The sequence below is a fragment of the Flavobacterium coralii genome (assembly GCF_019891545.1).
In the GTDB taxonomy this organism is placed as follows: Bacteria; Bacteroidota; Bacteroidia; order Flavobacteriales; family Flavobacteriaceae; genus Flavobacterium; species Flavobacterium coralii.
Genome location: NZ_JAHDIU010000045.1, coordinates 1 through 509, shown reverse-complemented (window position 1 = coordinate 509; position 509 = coordinate 1). Strand labels below are relative to the sequence as shown.

1 tRNA gene and 1 rRNA gene are annotated in these 509 nt (G+C 41.8%); both read left to right on the top strand.

Going from position 1 to position 509, the window contains the following annotated elements:
• Window positions 1-52 (top strand): 16S ribosomal RNA (locus KJK34_RS15085); the annotation flags it as partial.
• 184 nt (window positions 53-236) lie between these two features.
• Window positions 237-310 (top strand) — tRNA-Ile (locus KJK34_RS15080).
• Window positions 311-509 lie beyond the last annotated feature (199 nt).

Genomic DNA, 509 nt, shown 5'->3' with positions numbered 1-509 from the left:
TAAGTCGTAACAAGGTAGCCGTACCGGAAGGTGCGGCTGGAACACCTCCTTTCTAGAGATTACGACCAAATAGGCAAAACGATAGAATAAGAGCCACTCTTACTCTCGCTGTTAGTTCAAAAATATTACACTTAAGAAAAAGAGAGCTGAAAAGGTTTAAAGTTTCAGGTTTAAGGTTTCAAGTTGCCATGCAGCATGAAAATCTGAAATCTGAAATCTACAATCTGAAATAACAAAGTCTCGTAGCTCAGCTGGTTAGAGTACTACACTGATAATGTAGGGGTCGGCAGTTCGAGTCTGCCCGGGACTACAACAAAGCTTACCGTTGACAGTAATAAGTTAACAGTAAAAAAGAAAGCTTGAAAAACTTAAGTGAAAAGAGGAAATTTTAGAAGTTGAGTTATCAACATCCGCTGAAAGCCGACAGCTGATAACTGAAAGCTAACAATTTGGGGGATTAGCTCAGCTGGCTAGAGCGCCTGCCTTGCACGCAGGAGGTCATCGGTTCG